Source organism: Thiomicrorhabdus chilensis DSM 12352, from assembly GCF_000483485.1.
GTDB classification, from domain to species: Bacteria; Pseudomonadota; Gammaproteobacteria; order Thiomicrospirales; family Thiomicrospiraceae; genus Thiomicrorhabdus; species Thiomicrorhabdus chilensis.
The window spans coordinates 1,801,414-1,821,533 of the sequence record NZ_KI519609.1; the positions used below are offsets into that span (position 1 = coordinate 1,801,414).

A 20,120-nucleotide genomic window follows, 5' to 3' on the forward strand; every position below is an offset into this window, starting at 1 on the left:
GACTTAATACTGCTTAAGAGCGCTTACCAAAATGGGCAGGCCTGCCCATTTTGACAGGATGCTTTCAATCGTTGTTTTGATTGGGATAGGGCTCAACCCATGACGGGTCAAAAGAAGTCTGTTGCAAATCCATCTCAAGGGCTTCCATCTTCGACTCCAACGCGTGCTTTTCGGCCACCAGGTCGATCAAGGCGCTGCTGTTGTCTTCCAAACGGTGCATTTGCTCCAAACCCAGATGATAAAAGCGCAAAATCTTCATCGCCTGCTCATCGCCCTGCTCAACCGCTTCCTGAATCGGACGCAAGCGGTTGGTGATCTGCATCAAATTGCGCTTTAATCGCCACGCGTACATCGCCTCTTTCATCCACGGCTTATCTTTAAAGAAGCCTTTGACAATAAAGCCGGTGATCACCAGTCCGACAAACGCACCGATGAAGTTCAGTACAATCAGATTATTGGAATATTCACCAAACCAATTCACAAACAGACGCGCGGTGACCAGCCCGATTACAATGAACATCGCCATTACAATCAGGGTCGATTTACGGGTTTGGGCTCGATAAAATTTGGGATCAATGGATTCAAGTTCAAACATTTCTGGCTCTCATTAACGTGAATTATCTACCCTGGATGGAAACCACGGCACGGAGCAATATATTACCACTCAACCCAAGAACAACAAGTAAGAAAACAAAACCAAAAAGTAAGACTGAAACTGCGGAGTGTCATGGACACAAAAAGAAATGGTCGGAGTGACAGGATTTGAAAAAACGACCAAATAAGAGATAACCCCCTAACACACTTGAAATAATGGTTTCTTCCATTATGATACCTAGTTACAACCTAGTTACATTAGATGATAATCATGTCTAAAAACCCCAGACACTTAACTAAACAATTCAATACTTGGACATACCAAAGAAGAGTACCTAAGGAACTCAAAGAACACCCCCTATTCATTGGTATGACGACTATACGTAAATCTTTAAAAACTGACTCACTTCAAGTAGCTCTTAAGTTAAGAGATGAAGAAGATGCAAAACTTGAAGCCTTAATTAATGGCGACCTAATAGTAACGACAGAGCAAATATACCAAGAGCTAGTTGACCAGATGGGTCCTCCTTTAGCTCCAAAATCAGAAGAAGACAAATCTAACTTAAGACATATCGTTGACACAATGAGAGATAAGTATCGCATTGGTAATACGTTGCATGAAGACTATAAAAAAGATGCCGAGCTTATGGCTTTTTCAAACTATATTAATCGAATGGAAGGCGACAATAAACACCCTATCGATGCGACATTAAAACAGGCGTTACAGCTCACAAAAACCAAAGCTACCAAAGATGGCCGCGCTCCAAGGTATATCAATAGCTATGACAATGTTGTCTCAAAGTTTTTAAACTTTCTCCAATTGCCTGACATAGGATTAAATTGGATAGATACTACTATGGTCGATGAATACATTGAACACAGGTTGGAAGCGGTCTCTAGTAAAACGACTAAGAATGACATAACCACTCTTTCAGCGATATTTAAGACTGCTAAAAGAAAACGAATGGTTGATACAGACAATCCATTCACTCATACAGGAATATCTACAAAAAACAAGAAAATCAGGCAGGCATTCAGTGTATCAGAAGCCAGAAAGATTCTTGAAGGGCTACCTGAAAGATTCAAGTTGGCTTGGACTATTACCTATTACACGGGGGTGCGCAGAGACGAGCTGTTCAAACTAAACTCTTCAAGTATAGTCAACATGGAATCTCAAAACGGGAATATCAAATGCTTTTCAATAGCACCCGATGGAGACGGGAAAACTGAAAGTGCAACTAGGTTTATACCTATCCACCCCGACCTAGAACCCCTTTTGGATAATTTCTCAGGTTTTGACTTCAAGCCTAATACTTTCAGCACTCACAGGCTGACTGTAACTAAAGAAATATTCGGTGAAGAGTTTGCTGAGTCCCATACACTGCACAGCTTAAGGCATACTTTTAGCACAACTCTACATAACCATTTTCCAGAACAGCCACAAGTAGTAGATTGGCTCACAGGACATAACCGCACCTTAACGACTGAAAGCTATCAGACGTACTTCCATGGGTATGGTCTAGACAAACTTTATGATGCAATTAAAGTCCTACCTAAGCTATAAAAACTTGTTACTTTAGCTCAACAATTATCATTTTCGGGCAAGACTATTACACTCATACGATTCAGGGTTGAGACCACGTCTTCTAAGTTCAATGCGTGCTTCTTCTCTGCTCTTGTACTCTCCCGTTAATATTTCATAGGGAGCTAAGGGGCCATTTGCATGACTGCATAAATTACTTACAGATTGCTTCTCAGGGCTGTATGCGCAAGCGCTAAGGAAAAGGGTTGTTAATGAAAGAATACTTAATCGAATAATCATTTTTTTATGAATAATATAGTGGATGTAATTAATTTTAAAATCAAAATACTACAACAACAACGACCACGACTGCAACCCTTTAACCTTTTTTTGAAACAGTCTTATAGCTAACCCCATGGGGGTCAATTTAAACCTAGGAGTCCCATAATTAAGCCCTTTATAACATTCACAACGTACATAGTCTTATGTTATATTAATTTTAAGCTGAAGAAGGAGACCTAGTTATGGCACCAATAGACACTCTTAACAATGAGCGTTACGTTATCTATTATCGAGTATCGACAAAGAAGCAAGGAGACTCAGGACTTGGCTTAGATGCTCAAAAGAGAGATGTAGAAATATATCTTAATAACTTCTGTAGTAAGTGTGAGGTCGTTACTGAGTTCACAGATATAGAGTCTGGCAAGGTGGATGCTAGACCAGAGCTAATGAAGGCTATAGAAGTTGCCAAGAATCTAAAAGCGACACTCTTGGTCTCTAAGCTAGACCGATTGAGCCGTAAGGTCTCCTTTATTGCTTCACTGTTAGAAGACAAATCGCTCAACTTTAAGGTAGCTGTTATGCCTAATGCTGACAAGTTCCAACTGCATATCTATGCGGCTTTGGCTGAGCAAGAGAGAGACTTTATTAGTGCAAGAACGAAAGCGGCTTTAGCAGAGGCAAAAACTAGAGGCGTTAAGCTTGGAGGTCTACGAGATAAGACCAACGAAAGGAATAAAGCACGAGAGCGAAAAGCCATTGAAAACGCTCAGCAGTACAGAAGCATTATTGAGCCTTTAAGAGCCAAAGGAGCGAGCTTACAGGCAATCTCAGAAGCTTTAAATAAGGCTGGACTAACAACATCTAGGGGGAGTCAATTCAAGCCCATGACAGTTAAAAGAATCATTGAGAGACTAGCCTAAACACCCACAGACTGTTAGCTCTATGATTAGCACATGATAGCTGTTCTTGGTTAGGTTTTACGCACCAAGTCAACAAGTTAGAAATAGATAACATAGTCTGCTGTAAAACTCCTGAGTTTGAATTTATAGTAAACTCCTGTTTTTTTAAAGCATTATTAAGCCCTTCAGGCCACTTTTCCCTGCTACCCTTATCACCCCTATATGTTTTCATAAAAATCTCTTAGATAGTGTTCTAGCAGCCTGCCTGTTTTGGAAAATTATCCATATAAATCAACGTCTTAGAATTACCCCCCACTATAGGGGAGAAAGGTCTGGTTTTTATAGGACTCAATAAGAGAATTTAGAGACCAGTATTTCTATCCCTGCTATCAATTCAAAACCACTTAAGTAATAAATTGAAAAGGGAGAATTAATGATACTCAAAGATATTGATATATATAGAAGGACGCCAACGCCTAAAGGGTGGAAAAGTAGAAAGCTAACCATTAGTGAGGAGGTGCTGAAGAAGATAATTGAAAGGCCAAGCAAACAGGCTCAGACACAATTAGTTTTCATTTATAACAATGAGGCTTACTCACTAGCTGAAATTAAAGAAATACTAGCAATAGAAGATAAGCCCAGTAAATACAGGAAGCACTCCAAAGAGAGCAAGCAACAAGCAATAAAGCTTAAAGAAAAGGGTTTTAGTTACTCGGAGATAGCAGATAGGACAGGCATTCCTAGAGGTAGTCTTAATTATCTATTTAAAAAGTAGACAGTCACTAATACTATCACCTGAGGAGGTGTCTAAAAAAAACCTACAGCCCTCTAAATATAAGGGTTTAAAAGTCCTTATTTCAGTCATTCATGACTAACTAATAACTAACAAGCGCACAGTAAGAATCCTAAAGATACAAGCCATATCTAATGGAGGATTTACTGTGTGTGAAGGAGAATTAAATGCAGAGTTTCAAACCAAAGTACAAGCACCGAGAGATTTCATTTGACCGTCTAATTGGAGACCTAAGAGAAGGAGCTAACCAAGTCAGAGATATAAGAGCCGACGGCTATAGAGCGTCAGCAATGAAGAGTCAAAGCCAAGAGCAAATAGAGGAACTCGTAAAGGCTCTTAAGAACGGAGCGGACAGCCTAGACGCCATCATTGTACACCTCCATGGAGACGAGTACGCTGAACTAAACTACTTGACCAAGAATACCAATAAACCGTACTTTCATGTCGTTGATGGTCATCATAGATTAGCGGCTTATAGACAGGCTTATCAAAAAGGCATCCTAGTATCTAAGAGAGTCAAAGTGAAAGTACTCCAAGGCGCTTCAAGGACTCAAGCAAGGGAGCTAGCTAGAAGTATTAACCAAAAGTCACACATAAACATGTCGCAACCTCAAAAGATTCAGGAAGCTTGGTTAAGCTTTTGGAGGAACTGGGGGCGATTCTCAGAGATGAGCTGTAGAGAGATTGCTACTGAGATGGGTGGCATGATTGGTCACCAGACAGCGTGTAACATGAAGAACACAATTAAAGAAGCTCTCAATTCATCTGAAAAAGAGGACTTCATTGAGCAGTTAAATAGCAACAACCCTCAAGTTGAACCTTGGAGTATTTTCTCTAGGAAGTATAGCCCTGAAGCGAGTGAGCTAGACAGAGAAGAGCAGAAGATGAAAGCAGAAGTGAAGGTCGGGGAAAAGTTAAACAGGGTCGCTTATGGTAAAGACTGGGCGCTACTTGATGATGTGCAAAAAGAGAAACTTATTTGTATTCTTCTTGGGGAGTCTTATGTACTCATTCCCACTGAACAGTATGAAGAAGCTAGCAAGGGAGAGAAGACTAGAGTTATCCGTAGTCCTACTCCTGAAAGCCTAGACGAGTGGTAAGGAGTCATGGAGGTCTAAAAGTGACAAAAAGGTTTGACTTATAGTTTACTTGTATTTACTTGTATATCATATAGTTATAGCCTTTTTGTCTATCCTTTAGGTGTCCATGATGGACATTACAGGTAGACGCATGCTGTAGGTGCATATCAATTAATAAATTAGCCTAGCAACACCTAGTTACAACCTAGTTACAACCTAGTTACAATGAAAAACAAAGGGAGAGGTAAGTATATGTTTTTAAAGCAATTTAGAAAAGAAAATGGTCGGAGTGACAGGATTTGAACCTGCGACCACTTGTCCCCCAGACAAGTGCGCTACCAAGCTGCGCTACACCCCGATTTGTAGAAGGTGAATTATAGGGCCTTTGACGAACAAATCAACCAGGCCTGCTCATTTTCATAAGAAATTTTTAAGCAACCTGATTGATTATCCCCTCTCAAGAGGCCGTCAAAGCCTTGAGTTTATTCGGCCTTTGCTTGCCAGTCTCCGCCCAAGGCTTTATAGAGGTTCACCAAAGCCGTGGCGTGATTGAGTTTCATATTGACCTGCGCCAATTCGGCATTGAAGAGGTTACGTTGTGCGTCCAGAACCTCCAGATAACTGGAGTAACCGGCATCGAAACGATCCTGGGCCAAATTCAACGTCTGGTAGAGTGCCGATACCTGACGCTGCTGCGCTTCCAGCTGCTTTTGGCTGCTTTCAAACTGAGTGGTGGCATCCAACACTTCTTGGAAGGCGACGCGCACTGTTTGCCGATAATCAATCAACATCGCCTGCTGTTCAGCCTCGGTGATTTTAACCTCAGAACGACGGCGATCGTAATCGAAAACCGGTGCATTGATATTGGCCGCGGCGTTCCAGCCGATAGCATCTTCTTCAAAAAGACGACTCAACGACTCACTCTGAAAACCGAGCAGGCCTGTCAGACTGATCTTTGGAAACAAGGCGGCCTTGGCCAACCCGATATTGGCATTGGCGGCAATCAATCTCTGCTCGGCTGCCTGAATGTCAGGGCGACGATTCAGCAGATCTGACGGCAAGTTTTTGGGGATTGGCAGAGTATTCACATCTGTTAGCGCTGACACCGACAAAGGTGCCTGGCTCGCCAATGCCAGCAGCGCCTTCGGTGAACGGCCAATCAGTACGGCCAGTGCATTTTGCTGCAGAGCTCTTTGCTCTTCAAGTTGATGCAAGGCGATTTGCACGGAGGCCAATTCGGACTCGGCTTGATAGACTGTCAATGGCGTGACACTGCCGTATTCCAGCTGGGTTTGACGCAATTCCAAGGTTTCTTGACGCGACTTCACCGTATTTTTGGCCAATGCCAAGTTCTGATTCAACGCCATCAAATTCAGGTAGGCGTTTGCAACGGCGGCCTTAATACTCAAGGCCAAACTTTGCTGGTCGGCTTGAGTGGCTTTAAAAGTCGCCTCTGACTGTTTAATGGATGCCTCGACTCTACCCCAAAGATCAACTTCATAACTCAACAGGGCGCCCAATGAAAAGTCGCCAAAGGTATCACCTTGCCCGGCTGGATAAGCTTCGTCACTGCTTTGCGTTCTGGCCAAACCACCCGTCAGATTCAATTCAGGAAACCGTCCGGCCTGGCTCTGGCGCAACAATGCGCGGGCTTGAGTCAGACGAACCTGAGCCAAAGCCATATCACGGTTGTATTGCAAAGCTTCGTTTATCAGCTGATTGAGCGTTTCATCGCCGGAAAGCCGCTGCCACCAAAGTGATTCTTCAAGCGGCACAGTTTCAACTTTTTGCAGGTTTTGAACTTGCCAGGTTTCCGGCAAGTCGGTCTGTGGTTTCTCATAGACCGGAACCTGACTGCATCCCAGCAACAGCACAGCGGGAATCAAAGTGGCCAAAGGTTTCAACCGACCTAACCTACTGAGTTTATTGACAAATTGAACGGTCATTTCCCCACCTCCTGAGTGTTAGACGGTGTTTTACGGTGGCCACTTAACCTTTCCGAAAACTCCGCGATCCAGCGGAAAAACATCGGCACAAATAACGGTGCCAACAAGGTCGCAGCGAGCATGCCGCCCACCAATCCGGTTCCCACCGAAACACGCGCCGCGGCCCCCGCGCCGGTGCTTAACATCAATGGCACCGCCGCGATGGTAAAGGCCAAAGAGGTCATGACAATCGGACGGAAACGTAATCGTGCGGCATATTCGGCCGCCTCGGCCAAAGGCACACCTTGCTTACGCTGCTGCATGGCCACCTCCACAATCAAAATGGCATTCTTGGCCGACAGACCAATCAGCGTCAGCAGCCCGAGTTCAAAGTAGATATCATTGCTTAAACCGCCGAGCCAGACGGCGACCGAGGCACCCAATACCGCAAACGGCACGGCGGTGATGACCGCCAGAGGAATCGACCAGCGTTCATACTGCGCCGCCAAAATCAAAAACACGAACAGCAAGCCAAACAGGAAAGCCTGATTTCCGGCACTGGCCGATTGCTTCTGTTGATAGGCTTCACCGACCCAGCCCAAAGAGTAACCTTCCGGCAACACTTCGGCGGCCACTTCTTCAAACGCGGCCAAGGCTTGCCCCGAACTGTAACCCGGAGCCGGCTCACCCATCAGCTTGGCTGCCGGGAACAGATTGAATCGGTCGACCACATCGGCTCCGGTCAAACGTTTAAAAGTCACCAGACTGCTTAAGGCGATCATCTCGCCGGTCTGTGAACGCACAAACACCTGGGACAGGTCTTCGGGTTTTTCACGATAATCGGCTTCGGACTGCAAGTTGACCTTATAGGTACGCCCATACAGATTGAAATCGTTTACATATAAGCTCCCAAAGGTGGCCTGCATGGCCGCAAAAACCTCTTTGGCCGAGACTTGCATGCTTTGCGCCTTTTCTCGATCCAGCAACACCTCGTATTGCGGCACCTTGGTGGAGAAGGTGGTGCGTACCTGATTCAGTTCCGGGCGCGCCACCGCTTTGGCGATCAACTCATCGGTGACTTTACTCAAGGCCAACGAACCTTGCCCGGTGCGGTTTTGCAGATAGGCTTCAAATCCACCGGTCATGCTCATGCCCATAATGGTCGGCATGCCGATCGGAATACTGAAGGCATCCGGCACCGCCATTAACTGCCCGAACAACTGCCCGACGATGGCATCGGAAGAAAGTTCTGCCGACTCACGCTCATCCCAATGTTTCAATTTGACGAAGGCAACCGCCGAATCGGTTTTTTCGGTAAAGGTCTGCAAATCAAAACCGGCAAAACTGATGGAGTGCTCCACGCCAGGATGTGCCAATAAAGTATCGCTGACTTGGTCACGCACCACCTCCATTCTCGACAAAGAAGAAGCAGGTGGCAGATAACTCAATACAAACAGCGTACCTTTATCTTCCTGCGGCAACAGACTTTTGGGCAAGTGGTTCAAGGATTGATAAGTCAGCGCCAACAATCCGCCAAACAGCAACACACTTAACAGGCTGTAACGCATTAACGTTCTGACACCACGACTGAAGCCCGAGGTCAACCATTCAAAGAAACGGTTGAATAAACGGAAAAATGCCCCCTGTTGACCATGCTCGGGTTTGAGCATATTGGCACATAAAGCCGGCGTCAGCGTCAAGGCAACGATACCGGAGATGGTCACCGAAATGACGATGGTGATTGCAAACTGCTTGTACATCTGCCCGGTTAGGCCGCCAATAAAGGCCACCGGCAGGAACACGGCCGCCAACACCAAGACGATGGCAATGATCGGGCCGGTGATTTCGTTCATGGCTTTGATGGTCGCTTCGCGTGCGGAAAGTTGGTAGGTGCGCATGATGCGCTCCACATTCTCGACCACGATGATCGCATCGTCGACTACGATACCGATGGCGAGAATCATCCCGAACAGGGTCAGCTGGTTGATCGAGAAACCAAGCAGATACATGCCCACAAACGTCCCGATGATGGAAACCGGAATCGCCAATACAGGAATCAAAGTCGCTCGCAAGTTTTGAAGGAATAGAAACACTACCAGCACCACCAGCACCAAGGCTTCCAACAAAGTGTAAATGACTTTGTTGATGGATAGCTCAACAAACTCGGTGGTGTCGTAAGGCACGGCATAAGCCAACCCTTTGGGGAACTTGGCGGCCAACTCTTCGAGTTTGGCATCAATCAGCTTAGACGTTTCCAGGGCATTGGCGCCAGGCTGTAAAAACACACCCATCGGCACCGTGGGCTGGCCGTCATAGGTGGCGTTGAAATTATAGGCTTGTGCACCCAGTTCGACCCTAGCGACATCCTTCAGACGCAACATGGCGCCATCGGATTCGGCTCTGAGAATAATGTCCTCAAATTGACTGGCATCGGACAAACGCCCTTCTGTCGTGACCGTATAGGTAAAGGCCTGAGGCTGTGCCATCGGTTCCTGGCCGAAACGCCCGGCGGCAAATTGCGAGTTTTGTGCTTTGATGGCATTGGAAATATCATTTGGAGTCAACTGATATTTGGCCAGCTTATTCGGATCCAGCCAGATGCGCATCGAATAATCTTTAGCACCAAATTGCCTCACTTCACCGACACCGGGAATTCGTGTCAGGTCGTCCAAGACATTGATCAAACCGTAGTTGGCGATAAACACCGTATCCAAACTGGCATCATCGGAATAAAGAGAGATGACCTTAAGAATGCTCGACGACTTCTTGTTAACATTGACACCCAACTGCTGCACTTCGGCGGGCAATCGGCTCAGCGCCCCCTGAACCTTGTTGTTGACGTTGATATTCGCCTGGTCGATGTCCGTGCCAATGTCAAACGTCACCGTCAGGGTCAAGGTACCGGACGAAGAGGTGACACTGTTGATATAGAGCATGTCGTCAATCCCATTGATTGCCTGCTCAAGCGGGGCCGCCACTGTATCGGCGATCGTCTCGGCACTGGCACCGGGATAGGTTGCCACCACCGCGACTTGCGGCGGAACGATTTCAGGGTATTCTGAAACCGGCAGAGACTTCATGCCCAGATAACCGGCAATCACGATAATCAATGAAAACACCGTGGCCAATACCGGTCGGTCTATAAAAAATCTCGAAAACATAAATGATCCTTTTCAGTTGGGCGCTACTGGGCTTCGGAGTCAGATTGACCGGAAGTGTTGGCTGTTATGGCTTTAACCGGAGTTTTGGGTCTGAGCTTAATCAGATTATTGACCACCACCTGGTCCCCCTCTTGCAGACCCGATTCCACCAACCAGCTTTCACCCTGCTGGGCAGCCAGGCCAACCGGCATTAATTCTGCCACCCCCTGCTTGACCACATAAACAAAGGCCTGTTGCCCCATTTGCAATACCGCTTTCTGTGGAATTTCAAACACATTTTTTCGTGTCGCCGAAAGCACTCTCAAACGTACAAATTCACCCGGCAAAAACTGGCCTTGCTGATTGGCAAACACCGCACGCGCCTGCACACTGCCGGTCGTTTCATCAATTCGGCTGTCGGTAAAATCCACCTCACCTTCGGCAAGAACCTGTTGTTGCTCGTCGATAATCTGAGCAATCAATCTGTTTTCCTTGGCTTTGACCAGTTTTCCTTGGCGCATCAAACTGCGTAAGGCTTGTCTCTGACTGTCCGGCATCGCATAAATCACATAAACTGAACTCAGATCGGTAATGGTGGTCAGCAGACTATTCTGTGAATCCGTCCCCACCAAGCTACCGACATCCTGCTGTTTAATGCCGGTCACACCTGAAATTTCAGCCTTAACGTGGCTATAATCCAAATCGATCTGGGCATCATTCAACGCAGCTTTGGCGCCCTGCACTGCGGCCTTTGCCAACTCCAGGCTGGAAATGGCGGTGTCGCGTTCCTGCTCACTGACCGCTTTCTTGAAGTAGAGTCCTTTCACCCGGTTGTATTCTCTTTTCGCTTGACTCAGATTGGCCTGCTCCACCTGCAACTGGGCCTTGGCTTTGTCGACAACCGCCTGATAACGGCGTGCATCGATTTGATATAAAGGCTGACCGGCTTTGACAACTTGCCCGTCTTCATAGAATTTTTCCTGTAACACCCCGGCTACTCTGGCAAAAACGCCAACCGTCTGTACTGCTTGGATTCTTCCAGGATATTCATAAAAGACCGGGCTATCGCCACGTTTGGCGATCATCACCTTGACAGGCATAGCCTGTTTAGCCGCCGAGTTTTGCTCTCCATCGGCATAAACCTGCACGGGAAAAACCGAAGCCGCCGCAATCAGCAACAGCGCACTCAACTTAACCAAGGATTGTGAAACAGGGAACATGATTTTTTCCTCAAAAGTAATCTGAAACCATTAAAGTGTAACACACATTACACTTAACTCACAATCTGTCTTAATCAAGTTTTAATGTATAATATTTCCTCATAAAATATCATGAAGTTATTGAACCATTCGAGAGACCACACATGCCCCAAACCTCTGAACAACAGCCCAGCCTTAATCAACAAACCACCACCAAACGAGGCTTGGCTCGCCAAAAAAAGTTTTTAGACGTGGCTGAAGAGGTTTTTTTATCAAAAGGCTATGCCGGCACCAGCGTTAATGAAATCGTCTGTCGGGCGGTTCACTGGGAACCCTCTATCGGCTTTTTGGAAACAAGCTCGGGTTATTTGAGGCGGTCTTTAAAAAGAAATCCAAAGAGTTGTTTGGGCATTTTGAAGAAGAGACCCACTGGAGCGATGACATTGAAAACAGCCTGTTCAATTTTGGCCAGACCCTGCAGCGCATCGCCTTGTCACCTGATGGAACTGCGATTTATCGCCTGGTGATTACCGAAAACAACCTGGATCAGGGAGAGATCCAAAAGATCTTTTACCGTTATGGCCCGCAAACGGCGATCGACATGCTGAAAAATTATTTGCAGAAACAGATTGATGCAGGCCGACTGGAGCTGGAAAATCCACAATTGGCGGCCACCCAGTTTTTGGAAATGATCAAGGGACCCTTTGTGTTGCGTGCTTTGTTTGGTGAAACCATTACGGTGGATGAGATGGACGCCGCACTGAATCAAGCGCTTCGCATCTTTTTACAGGGATGTAAAACGTCCCAAGGACAAGAAAACCAACCAAAATCGTTGTTTTTTAAAGAAAATTCAATCTAATTCAGACAGGCCTGCTCATTTCCAGCAGACTTTTCAGGCTTTGAAACAGGCGCTAAAACAACTTAGAAACGTGTTTGGACATAATTGCGGAACTCTTTTAGTTCCGACTTCATCAGTTGCAGGTGCTCAAGCGCACCTTGCTTTTCTTCCGGCAGATCCATACTCGCGGGGTTGATGCGGCTTTTGGCAAGACGAGCCTTAGCGCCTGGAATGGTGAAGCCCTGCTCATGCAACAGCGTCCTGATTTCCAGAATCAGCTCAACGTCATTACGTTGATAGTAACGACGTCCACTACGCTTGTTCGGTTCCAATTGAGGAAAAACCTGCTCCCAATAGCGCAAAACGTGCGACTTCAAGTCACACAGTTCCGCGACTTCACCGATGGTGAAATATTTTTTATCGGGTAACTCAATCTCTAATTGAGTCTGTTGCTTAGTTTTCGCCATAGTGATTATCGATTTGCGCTCTTAATTTCTGTCCAGGTTTAAATGTTACCACCCTTCTGGCTGAAATGGGAACGTCTTCACCGGTTCTGGGATTACGTCCGGGACGAGAAGACTTGTCTCGCAATTCAAAGTTACCAAAACCCGAAAGTTTGATCTGCTCTCCTGAAACCAGGATTTCGCTGATTTGATCGTAAAACTGCTCAACCAACTCTTTGGATTCACGCTTGTTAAATCCAAACGTGTCCGATAGAGTTTGGGCAATATCCGCTTTTGTCAGAGTCATTTGAATTATCCTTATTATTTTTAACTTTATCTTAAAACGGCATTTACAGCGCGTTTGGCGGAATCTAATACACGTTCGATCAGCGAATCCACCTCTTCGTCTTGCAAGGTCCGCTCATGATGCTGAATCTTCAGTGTTAAAGCGACACTTTTCTGATCTTCATCAACCCCTTGTCCACGATAGATGTCAAACAAATCAACCGCTTGCAGAATTTCCGATTCAACCGCCATCACCGCATCCAACAGGGCCTGAACCGGAACACTGTCGGCCACAACAAAGGCTAAATCTCGTTGAACTTCCGGGAACTTGGAAATCATCTGCGCGGCGGGCACCTGCATGGTCATCAAGGCATCCTGACGAATCTGGAACAAGAACACGTCTTCACTCACACCCATGCCCTTAACCAGCTTAGGGTGCAGTTTGCCGATGATTCCGACTTCTTTACCGTCTTTGATCATGGCGGCGGACTGGCCAGGATGCAAGGCCGGATGTTCACAGGATTCAAAACGAATGGTCCCCAACTGGTGACTCATGCGCAACAAGGTTTCAACATCCCCTTTGATGTCAAAGAAATCGACTTTGCGTGATACTTCATCCCAACCGGAATCGGCAACCGAACCGACCACCGCACCACCGACCATCGGTACTTGTGTGGCGCCAGTCGGGTCGGACTCGTTTTTGTAGAAAACCAGACCTGTTTCAAATATACGCACACGAGGTTGCTGACGGTTTTGGTTGTAGGAGATTGTTTGCAATAATCCCGGGAAAAGCGTGGTACGCATCGCCTTCATATCATCCGAAATCGGATTTTTAAGCAAGACATAAGGCAGATCCGGGCTCAACTGCTGCTGTTTACCTTCTTCGACAAAGCTGTAAGTGATGACTTCACTGTAACCTCGTTGCACCAACGCCGTTTTCAACGCGTGCAACTCCTGCTCGGATTCAGGCAGTTCGTTCAAAGTCATCGGTGCCATTACCGGCGTATCCGGCAGATTATTGTAGCCATAGATGCGACCGACTTCCTCAACAAGATCCATCTCGATCGCCATATCGAATCGATAAGTCGGAGCGGTTACTCGCCAGCCGTCTTCGCTCGATTCGACCGCAAAACCCAATCCTTTGAAAATAGATTCAACACGCTTGTCTTCCACTTCGGCTCCCAAGCGTTTGGCCAAAGGCTGACGTCTAAGTTCGATTGTGACCGGCTGAGCCAGATCATCTTGCGAAATGACAGACTCGACCTCACTGACTTGGCCGCCGGCGATTTCGGTAAACAGCTGCAATGCTCGGTTCAGTGCACGCTCGGGCAAAGCCGGATCGACACCACGTTCGAAACGATGCGACGAATCGGTATGCAAACCATATTCACGCGCCTTGCCGACAATGGCCAAGGGAGTGAAATGTGCACATTCGAAAAACAGCCTCGTGGTTTCATCCGTCACCGACGTAGGCAAGCCCCCCATGATTCCGGCCAAAGCGATGGCACCTGAATCATCGGCAATTACCAAAGTACCGTCATTCAGAGTCAACTCCTTGTCATCCAGGGTCACCAGTTTCTCACCGGTTTTGGCTTTGCGAACTTGAATGCCGCCTTGCAATTTATCCAGATCAAAAGCATGCATCGGCTGGCCTAACTCAAGCAACACATAATTGGTAATGTCCACCACCAAGCCCAGTGTACGAATGCCACCGCGCTGCAATTTCTGCATCATCCACAATGGAGTTTTTGCTTGGGCATCATAGTCGGTGACCACGCAGCCCAAATATTTTGGACAGGCCTGTGATTCTGCAACCGTGACTTTTTGCGGACAAGTTCCTGCATACTCAATGTCGGCAGATTCAAACGGGCTTTTGATTTCAACTTCACTAATGGCTGCAACATCGCGAGCAATCCCTTCTATGCTTAAACAATCGGCACGGTTGGGCGTCAGGTCAACGTCAATCATGCTGTCGTTCAAATCGAGATAATCGCGTACATCCATGCCAATCGGTGCGTCGTCCGGCAAGACCAGTAATCCATCGACACCATCATCTTCCAGACCGATTTCAGTCGCACCACACAGCATGCCGTTAGAGGGTACGCCTCGCAACTTAGCCTTTTTGATTTTGAAATCACCGGGCAATACGGCACCCACTTTTGCGCAACACGCCTTCATGCCGCTTACCACGTTTTTAGCGCCACATACGATCTGTAAAAGATCCTGCTCGCCCACATCTACTTGTGTGACATTCAGCTTATCCGCATCCGGGTGTTTTTCAACCGAAACCACCTGCCCAACAACCACGTTGCTGAACTCACCGGCAACCGGCTCAACATTGTCCACTTCCAGACCCGCCAAACTTAGCGCTTCTGCTAATTCATTGGTAGACCAATCAGGATTAGCCCACTCTCTTAACCAATTTTCACTCAATTTCATAATATTTTCTCAACAGGCCTGGTCTATTTAAATTGCTTTAAGAAACGGAGGTCATTTTCAAAAAATTGACGTAAATCCTTCACGTTATAACGCAACATCGCCAAACGCTCTACGCCAAGACCAAACGCCAAGCCCGTGTATTCTTCCGGGTCAACACCGACATTTTTAAGCACATTAGGATGCACCATCCCACAGCCCAATACTTCAATCCAGCGTCCATCGCCAAATAGATTAGTGGCAATATCCACTTCCGCCGAAGGTTCGGTAAACGGAAAATAAGAGGGTCTGAAACGTACTTTGAGTTCATCGTCTTCAAAAAACTGTTTTAGGAATTCGATTAACAAAGCGCGTAACTGCGCAAAACTGGCTTCTTTTTCTATGATCAACCCTTCCACCTGATGAAACATCGGGGTATGGGTCTGATCGGAATCGCATCGATAAACACGTCCCGGCGCAATCACACGCATGGGCGGCTGCTTGGCTTCCATGGTACGAATCTGAACCCCGGAAGTATGGGTACGCAAAACGGTATTTTCATTGATGTAGAAGGTGTCGTGCATGGCACGAGCCGGATGCGTTTCGGGAATATTCAGCGCTTCGAAGTTGTGCCAATCGTCTTCGATTTCCGGCCCGGTCTCGACATCGAAGCCGGCTTTCGAAAACAGGGTCTCAATACGACGCAATGTACGCGTGACAGGATGCAAACCACCCAAATCCACGCCTCGACCCGGCAAAGTCACATCAATCGACTCTTCGGCCAACTGTTTGGCCAGCTTGGCGTCATCCAACTCTTTTTTCTTGGCATTCAGCAAACTTTGCACTTGTTGCTTAGCCTGATTGATCATCTGGCCAGCTTGGGGACGCTCTTCCGGGGTTAACTGCCCCATGGTTTTCATGATTTCGGTAAGCGAACCTTTTTTGCCCAGATACTCAACTCTGAGCTCATCAAGTTGCGCCAACTCACTGACTTCAGAAATCGCTTCCTGAGCCTGTGAAATAATAGCTTGAAGTTTTTGTTGCATAATCAGAAATGCCTTAATCGGATCGATTTAAAAAGAATCTTTATCACAGATTTTATCTATAAAACAGTCTACTTGTGTCGACTCATAAAAACCTTTAATCAAACGACAAATAGAATCTTTTATAGATAAAAAAATCAAAAAAATAGGGGACAAAAGTTAAATTTCTAACTCATGCCCCCTATTTTGGGATATTGCAGGCTGAAAAATCAGCCCAGCATACACAGCCTCAGCGATTAAGCGATGGCTGCTTTTGCTTTCTCAGCAATGGCGGTAAACGCAGCCGCATCATGGATAGCGATATCAGAAAGCACTTTACGGTCAACCGCAATGCCTGCCTTATTCATACCATCGATTAAACGGCTATAAGTCATTCCGTTCATGCGAGCCGCAGCATTGATACGTGCAATCCACAAACGACGGAATTGACGCTTACGCTGACGACGGTCACGATAGGCGTATTGACCTGCTTTGATTACAGCTTGCTTAGCAACGCGAAAAACCTTGCTACGTGCACCGTAATAACCTTTTGCTGCTTTTAATACTTTATTGTGTCTACGACGGGCGATGACACCTCTTTTAACTCTTGCCATTTTTCAATCTCTCCTTAAGCGTACGGTAACATACGGCGAACCATCGCCACATCGTGATCGTGAATCATACTAGCGGCACGTAACTGACGTTTACGCTTAGTCGATTTTTTAGTCAAAATGTGACGTAGGTGAGATTGTTTGCACTTAAAACGGCCAGAACCCGTCTTCTTGAAGCGCTTTGAAGCACTACTGTTTGTTTTCATTTTTGGCATTAGCCCAAACTCCGCATTTAAGTGATCTCTTAAACATTAAGAACCACTTCATTTTTAACAATAATAGCCAATGACTATCTTTCGGAACAACGAACAGCACTGAGGGAGCTGCACCGGTAACGCATTCGGCCACAATAAAGCGTCCAAAAACGTCCCAGTTGTTGTGTGGCAGCAATTACTAAATGAATTACTTACCTTTTTTTGAAGGAGCAACCATCATTTGCATCTGACGGCCTTCCATTTTCGGCATTTGTTCAACGGTCGCAACCTCTTGAATATCATCCCGAATACGCTCCAACATTTTCAATCCCAGTTCCTTATGGGTAATTTCACGGCCTCGGAACCAGATGGTTACCTTGACGCGATCTCCCTTATCTAGGAATTTCATCAGGTTGCGTAGTTTGACCTGATAATCTCCCTCCTCAGTTCCTGGGCGAAACTTCACTTCTTTTACTTGCACTTGCTTTTGCTTTTTCTTAGCTTCGTGCTGTTTTTTCTGTTGCTGGTAAAGATATTTACCGTAATCCATAATCCTACAAACAGGCGGTACGGTTTTTCCAGAAATTTCGACTAGGTCTAATTCTGCGTCCCTCGCAGCTTCAAGCGCCTCTTTTAGGGGAACAACACCAGCCTGTTCTCCATCTGCATCAATTAAACGAACTTCAGGAGCGGTAATGGCCCCGTTAATATTATCCTTAGGTGCTTCAGGTTGCTGTGGTCTTCCACGGCCTCTACGAATTGCGATAGCAATATCCTCCAGTTTTGTAATTTCTTAAATGCAGTCGGTCAAATCTCAACTTTCCACGATTCGTCCCAGATTGGCAATATCGGTTGTTAACAGCTCCACTAACTCTTCAAAGGCGAAGCTGCCCATATTTTTCCCACCTCTGGCACGAACATTGACAGTACCGTTTTCCATCTCTTGGTCACCTACGACCAAAATATACGGTACTCGCTGCATAGTGTGTTCGCGAATTTTAAACCCAACCTTCTCATTTCTCAAGTCTGTTTCGACTCTAAACCCATGTTTTTTCAATTTTTTAGCAAAATCGCCTACATATTCATTATGAACCTCGGAAATCGACGCGATTACTAATTGAACTGGAGACAACCAAGTTGGGAACTTGCCTTCATAGTGTTCGACCAGAATTCCTACGAATCGTTCGAGCGATCCGAGAATCGCACGGTGAATCATCACCGGATGATGTTTTTCATTATCCGCACCCACATAGACCGCATTAAGACGTTCAGACTGGGTCATTGAGAAGTCCAACTGAATGGTTCCGCACTGCCACACACGACCGATGCAATCTTTCAACTGAAACTCAATTTTAGGCCCGTAAAACGCACCCTCTCCTGGCTGCAAAGCATAATCCAAACCGGCGTTCTTTAAAGTTGCTTCAAGGGCCGTTTCCGCCAAATCCCACACTTCGTCTGCCCCTACACGTTGCTCGGGTCGGGTTGAAAACTTAACGGCGATATTATCAAAACCGAAATCAGCATAGGTTTCAAAGACCAAATCAATACAGGCCTGCACTTCTTGCTGGATCTGATCTTCGGTACAGAAAATATGGGCATCATCCTGTGTGAACGAGCGCACACGCATTAAACCATGCAGTGTTCCAGAGGGCTCGTTACGATGCACCAGACCAAACTCCGCAATACGGATTGGCAAATCACGATAACTGTGCAAGTGACGATTATAAACCTGAATATGCCCCGGACAGTTCATGGGTTTCACTGCATAATCACGGTTTTCGGTTTCCGTGGTGAACATATTGTCTTGGAATTTATCCCAATGCCCGGACTTTTCCCATAAAGAACGATCCATAATCAAGGGCGTGCGAATCTCTTCATAGTCATTCATGACCAATTGTTCACGCATATACTCTTCAACAACTCGGTATAAAGTCGTTCCTTTAGGATGCCAAAAAGCCATCCCCGGCGCCAGATCTTCCAGATGGAACAGATCCAATGTTTTACCTAATTTACGATGGTCGCGCTTTTCAGCCTCTTCCATCATATGCAAGTATTCTTTAAGTTCGTCCTTACTGGCAAAGGCCACGCCGTAAATACGCTGAAGCATCTTGTTGTCAGAATCTCCGCGCCAATAGGCACCGGCCACATGAGTCAGCTTAAACGCCTTGATGAATCCCATGTGTGGAACATGGGGCCCTACACACATATCGATGTATTCTTCATGGTGATAAAAACCGAACTCGGTCTCGTCCGGCAGGTCTTTGATCAACTCAAGTTTGTAATCCTCACCACGCTCTTCAAACATCTGAATTGCATCGGCCCGAGGCGTCATTTTCTTAATGACTGCATACTTGGTTTTAGCCAAAGCTTGCATGCGTTTCTCGATCACTTTTAAATCATCCGGACCGATCTTGGTCTCCATGTCGATGTCATAGTAAAACCCATTATCGATAACCGGACCAATCGCCATTTTCACATCCGGGTACAGCTGCTTAAGCGCATGCCCCAAAAGATGAGCGCAGGAGTGGCGCATAATATGCACACCATCATCGTCCTTTAAGGTCACGATTTCCAGAGAAGCATCATCCGTAATCACATCACTCGCATCTTTCAACTGACCATTAACACGACCAGCCACCGTGGCTTTTGCCAAACCGGTTCCAATACTCTCAGCCACTTGCATGACTGAAACTGCTTCATCAAATGTTTTGGTAGATCCGTCGGGTAACGTAATGATTGGCATCGATTTATTCTCTGTTGATATACAAATTAAAAAATAAGCCATATATTTTAGCATTTTCTAATTTGTTCTTGTAAAGATTGATGACTTTAAATTTAAAACTCACAAAGAGATGACGGCTAAATCAACAAACTGTTTT

Annotated in this window: 17 protein-coding genes and 1 tRNA gene; 5 read left to right on the forward strand and 13 right to left on the reverse strand. The window is 46.1% G+C overall.

Annotated elements, in window-relative coordinates; genetic code table 11:
• Positions 1-64: 64 nt before the first annotated feature.
• The gene (locus B076_RS0108625) at positions 65-595 is read right to left on the reverse strand and encodes a DUF3087 domain-containing protein (RefSeq protein ID WP_028486950.1); all 531 of its coding nucleotides are present in this window, start codon (positions 593-595) and stop codon (positions 65-67) included.
• Positions 596-865: 270 nt separating this feature from the next.
• Here B076_RS0108625 and B076_RS0108630 point away from each other — a divergent pair, with 270 nt between their 5' ends.
• The 4 genes from B076_RS0108630 (at position 866) to B076_RS0108645 (ending at position 5,190) form a co-directional block, all read left to right on the forward strand.
• Complete coding sequence (locus tag B076_RS0108630) at positions 866-2,158, forward strand: tyrosine-type recombinase/integrase (protein WP_157753545.1); 1,293 nt, start codon at positions 866-868, stop codon at positions 2,156-2,158.
• A gap of 482 nt (positions 2,159-2,640) precedes the next feature.
• A complete protein-coding gene (locus B076_RS0108635) occupies positions 2,641-3,318 on the forward strand; it encodes a recombinase family protein (protein WP_028486952.1) in 678 nt (225 codons plus the stop codon).
• 412 nt (positions 3,319-3,730) lie between these two features.
• Positions 3,731-4,072: a hypothetical protein gene (locus B076_RS0108640; protein WP_028486953.1), complete on the forward strand. Its 342-nt coding sequence runs from the start codon at positions 3,731-3,733 to the stop codon at positions 4,070-4,072.
• A 185-nt stretch (positions 4,073-4,257) separates the two neighbouring features.
• Positions 4,258-5,190 (forward strand): hypothetical protein, encoded by a 933-nt coding sequence (locus tag B076_RS0108645; RefSeq protein WP_028486954.1) that lies wholly within the window; start codon positions 4,258-4,260, stop codon positions 5,188-5,190.
• 260 nt (positions 5,191-5,450) lie between these two features.
• On the opposite strand, the gene B076_RS0108650 is transcribed toward B076_RS0108645, so the two are convergent.
• From B076_RS0108650 to B076_RS12550, 4 genes are all read right to left on the reverse strand, one after another.
• Positions 5,451-5,527 (reverse strand) — tRNA-Pro (locus B076_RS0108650).
• Positions 5,528-5,651: 124 nt separating this feature from the next.
• Positions 5,652-7,115 (reverse strand): efflux transporter outer membrane subunit, encoded by a 1,464-nt coding sequence (locus tag B076_RS0108655; protein WP_084205743.1) that lies wholly within the window; start codon positions 7,113-7,115, stop codon positions 5,652-5,654.
• Positions 7,112-10,255 (reverse strand): efflux RND transporter permease subunit, encoded by a 3,144-nt coding sequence (locus B076_RS0108660; RefSeq protein WP_028486956.1) that lies wholly within the window; start codon positions 10,253-10,255, stop codon positions 7,112-7,114. Before B076_RS0108660 ends, B076_RS0108655 begins: the two co-directional genes overlap by 4 nt.
• Positions 10,256-10,278: 23 nt before the next feature.
• The gene (locus B076_RS12550; protein ID WP_051347268.1) at positions 10,279-11,454 is read right to left on the reverse strand and encodes an efflux RND transporter periplasmic adaptor subunit; all 1,176 of its coding nucleotides are present in this window, start codon (positions 11,452-11,454) and stop codon (positions 10,279-10,281) included.
• A 379-nt stretch (positions 11,455-11,833) separates the two neighbouring features.
• Here B076_RS12550 and B076_RS0108670 point away from each other — a divergent pair, with 379 nt between their 5' ends.
• On the forward strand, positions 11,834-12,292 hold the full coding sequence (locus tag B076_RS0108670) for a TetR/AcrR family transcriptional regulator C-terminal domain-containing protein (protein ID WP_028486957.1): 459 nt from the start codon (positions 11,834-11,836) through the stop codon (positions 12,290-12,292).
• Positions 12,293-12,354: 62 nt separating this feature from the next.
• Here the strand turns inward: B076_RS0108670 and B076_RS0108675 are convergent, their stop codons facing one another.
• The 8 genes from B076_RS0108675 to thrS all read right to left on the reverse strand — a co-directional run bounded on the left by B076_RS0108675 (position 12,355) and on the right by thrS (position 19,984).
• Positions 12,355-12,738, reverse strand: a complete 384-nt coding sequence (locus B076_RS0108675) for a MerR family transcriptional regulator (protein WP_028486958.1) — start codon at positions 12,736-12,738, stop codon at positions 12,355-12,357.
• Positions 12,725-13,021, reverse strand: coding sequence for an integration host factor subunit alpha (locus tag B076_RS0108680; RefSeq protein ID WP_028486959.1), 297 nt, complete (start codon positions 13,019-13,021; stop codon positions 12,725-12,727). Before B076_RS0108680 ends, B076_RS0108675 begins: the two co-directional genes overlap by 14 nt.
• Positions 13,022-13,047: 26 nt before the next feature.
• Positions 13,048-15,438, reverse strand: a complete 2,391-nt coding sequence (gene pheT, locus B076_RS0108685; protein ID WP_028486960.1) for a phenylalanine--tRNA ligase subunit beta — start codon at positions 15,436-15,438, stop codon at positions 13,048-13,050.
• Between the two features lie 23 nt (positions 15,439-15,461).
• On the reverse strand, positions 15,462-16,460 hold the full coding sequence (gene pheS, locus B076_RS0108690; protein ID WP_028486961.1) for a phenylalanine--tRNA ligase subunit alpha: 999 nt from the start codon (positions 16,458-16,460) through the stop codon (positions 15,462-15,464).
• Positions 16,461-16,693: 233 nt separating this feature from the next.
• On the reverse strand, positions 16,694-17,050 hold the full coding sequence (rplT, locus tag B076_RS0108695) for a 50S ribosomal protein L20 (protein WP_028486962.1): 357 nt from the start codon (positions 17,048-17,050) through the stop codon (positions 16,694-16,696).
• Positions 17,051-17,064: 14 nt separating this feature from the next.
• Positions 17,065-17,262 (reverse strand): 50S ribosomal protein L35, encoded by a 198-nt coding sequence (rpmI, locus tag B076_RS13195; RefSeq protein ID WP_084205744.1) that lies wholly within the window; start codon positions 17,260-17,262, stop codon positions 17,065-17,067.
• Between the two features lie 187 nt (positions 17,263-17,449).
• On the reverse strand, positions 17,450-18,001 hold the full coding sequence (gene infC / locus B076_RS12555) for a translation initiation factor IF-3 (RefSeq protein ID WP_096777346.1): 552 nt from the start codon (positions 17,999-18,001) through the stop codon (positions 17,450-17,452).
• A gap of 54 nt (positions 18,002-18,055) precedes the next feature.
• Positions 18,056-19,984: a threonine--tRNA ligase gene (gene thrS, locus B076_RS0108705; RefSeq protein ID WP_028486964.1), complete on the reverse strand. Its 1,929-nt coding sequence runs from the start codon at positions 19,982-19,984 to the stop codon at positions 18,056-18,058.
• Positions 19,985-20,120 lie beyond the last annotated feature (136 nt).

Bases quoted from the DNA above. Each gene is read 5' to 3' on its own strand.
- B076_RS12550 (WP_051347268.1), bottom strand. From the start codon at position 11,454: ATGTTCCCTGTTTCACAATCCTTGGTTAAGTTGAGTGCGCTGTTGCTG.
- pheS (WP_028486961.1), bottom strand. From the start codon at position 16,460: ATGCAACAAAAACTTCAAGCTATTATTTCACAGGCTCAGGAAGCGATT.
- B076_RS0108625 (WP_028486950.1), bottom strand. From the start codon at position 595: ATGTTTGAACTTGAATCCATTGATCCCAAATTTTATCGAGCCCAAACC.
- B076_RS0108635 (WP_028486952.1), top strand. From the start codon at position 2,641: ATGGCACCAATAGACACTCTTAACAATGAGCGTTACGTTATCTATTAT.
- B076_RS0108645 (WP_028486954.1), top strand. From the start codon at position 4,258: ATGCAGAGTTTCAAACCAAAGTACAAGCACCGAGAGATTTCATTTGAC.
- thrS (WP_028486964.1), bottom strand. From the start codon at position 19,984: ATGCCAATCATTACGTTACCCGACGGATCTACCAAAACATTTGATGAA.
- B076_RS0108660 (WP_028486956.1), bottom strand. From the start codon at position 10,255: ATGTTTTCGAGATTTTTTATAGACCGACCGGTATTGGCCACGGTGTTT.
- pheT (WP_028486960.1), bottom strand. From the start codon at position 15,438: ATGAAATTGAGTGAAAATTGGTTAAGAGAGTGGGCTAATCCTGATTGG.
- rplT (WP_028486962.1), bottom strand. From the start codon at position 17,050: ATGGCAAGAGTTAAAAGAGGTGTCATCGCCCGTCGTAGACACAATAAA.
- rpmI (WP_084205744.1), bottom strand. From the start codon at position 17,262: ATGCCAAAAATGAAAACAAACAGTAGTGCTTCAAAGCGCTTCAAGAAG.
- B076_RS0108640 (WP_028486953.1), top strand. From the start codon at position 3,731: ATGATACTCAAAGATATTGATATATATAGAAGGACGCCAACGCCTAAA.
- B076_RS0108680 (WP_028486959.1), bottom strand. From the start codon at position 13,021: ATGACTCTGACAAAAGCGGATATTGCCCAAACTCTATCGGACACGTTT.
- B076_RS0108630 (WP_157753545.1), top strand. From the start codon at position 866: ATGTCTAAAAACCCCAGACACTTAACTAAACAATTCAATACTTGGACA.
- B076_RS0108675 (WP_028486958.1), bottom strand. From the start codon at position 12,738: ATGGCGAAAACTAAGCAACAGACTCAATTAGAGATTGAGTTACCCGAT.
- B076_RS0108655 (WP_084205743.1), bottom strand. From the start codon at position 7,115: ATGACCGTTCAATTTGTCAATAAACTCAGTAGGTTAGGTCGGTTGAAA.